This is a genomic window from Hyella patelloides LEGE 07179 (genome assembly GCF_900659865.1).
Taxonomy (GTDB): domain Bacteria; phylum Cyanobacteriota; class Cyanobacteriia; order Cyanobacteriales; family Xenococcaceae; genus Hyella; species Hyella patelloides.
On the sequence record NZ_LR214044.1, the window covers coordinates 1 to 1,387 of the forward strand.

At 30.7% G+C, this 1,387-nt stretch carries 3 protein-coding genes; 2 read left to right on the forward strand and 1 reads right to left on the reverse strand.

Annotated elements, in window-relative coordinates:
* The first annotated feature begins 50 nt into the window (after window positions 1-50).
* Window positions 51-533, forward strand: coding sequence for a Photosystem I reaction center subunit III (locus H1P_RS27720; protein ID WP_144873828.1), 483 nt, complete (start codon window positions 51-53; stop codon window positions 531-533).
* Window positions 534-588: 55 nt separating this feature from the next.
* Window positions 589-729 carry a photosystem I reaction center subunit IX gene (locus tag H1P_RS27725; protein ID WP_144873830.1) on the forward strand — a complete coding sequence of 47 codons (141 nt, stop codon included), beginning with the start codon at window positions 589-591 and terminating at the stop codon, window positions 727-729.
* A gap of 432 nt (window positions 730-1,161) precedes the next feature.
* Here H1P_RS27725 and H1P_RS36620 read toward each other — a convergent pair.
* A partial coding sequence (locus H1P_RS36620) for a hypothetical protein (RefSeq protein ID WP_222427277.1) occupies window positions 1,162-1,387 on the reverse strand: 226 nt, incomplete at its 5' end.

The window sequence follows — 1,387 nt, forward strand, 5'->3', positions numbered from 1 at the left end:
GGTAAATGACAAGTCTTGAAACCTAACCAAAATTATTTACAATCGAAAAAATGAAGAAAAAAATATTGCCTTTAATCTTAGCAATAGTAATTTGTTTTGCTATAACTCCTACTGCTTCAGCAGATGGCATACTAGTAAAATGTAAAGACTCTCAAGCTTATTCAGAAAGAGTTGCTAGTTATCCCGATAATTATTACTTTAATGAACCAAATCTGGCCTACTCAGAATATTTACCCTGTGGTGAAGATGATGGATTACCTCATTTAGTAATCAGTTGGAAAAATGCCTTAGATATTGCGATCGCTTTTAGTATGTTTTTCTATATTACAGGTTTTATTGGTTGGTCAGGACGTTCTTATTTACAAACAATTAATAAACAGAAATCTCCCGAACAGTCAGAAATATTTATCAATTTACCTGTAGCAATTCCATCTTTAGTTCAAGGTTTGCTGTGGCCCGTATTAGCAGTCAAAGAATTATTGAGTGGAGAATTAACTGCTAAGGATAGTGAAATTCCTGTATCGCCTCGATAATGCATTTTATTTCAATCAACTGTTAGTTAAACACGATTCTAAATAGAAAAAAATCATGCAATATTTCATCAAGTATTTAACCAGTGCGCCCATATTGGCTACTTTGACTGTGGTCTTTTTAGCTGTTACTTTTATTGAATTAAATCATTTTTTTCCTGGGTTGCAATACGGTACGTATTTTCATGCTTTACCATAAAGGGCGTTGCTGAATAGCTGGAATTTAGACTAATAAATTAATTTAATTAAGCAAAAATTAAATCAATAGGAAAATCAATAAAATTGATTTTCCTATTGATTTCTCAATCGAATTTTAGTCTAAACGACTGTCACAAAAAAACTATTTTGGAACAACGCCTGACTATTTATGGAATTCAATTATTCATCAAATTAGAGTAAATCTTCAAGGGAGGTTAGCTATCTGTTGAGTAGTGCTGGATAAAGTTAAATCTTGTTTATAACATAGGCAAAATCATAATAGTTAACATCTCTATTTTTATCAATCGAGTGTTGGAGTTTAGACCAAAAGTAAAACCTAGAAATAAATTGGTTTTTTCTTTTTTTAGTTTCAACTCCAGGCTCAGATAATTGCACGTCAAGTCGGCACTATAAAAGCCTATTTTTAAAACGGTTAAGCTGCTTGGTCAGGTTTTTTAGCAGACTTTTTGATAGGTTTAAATTTCCGAGAAAATTGTACAACAGATTTATTGTTTTCAACAAAAAGTTGACGTAATTTATACTGCTTATCAACAATGGTTAATCTGTTTAGGCGATTATTAATGTTCATATTTTTTTTATTCAACTCATTATGGACATAAGTATAAACCAAGAAAAGTGACATTTTTATGACTAAATTA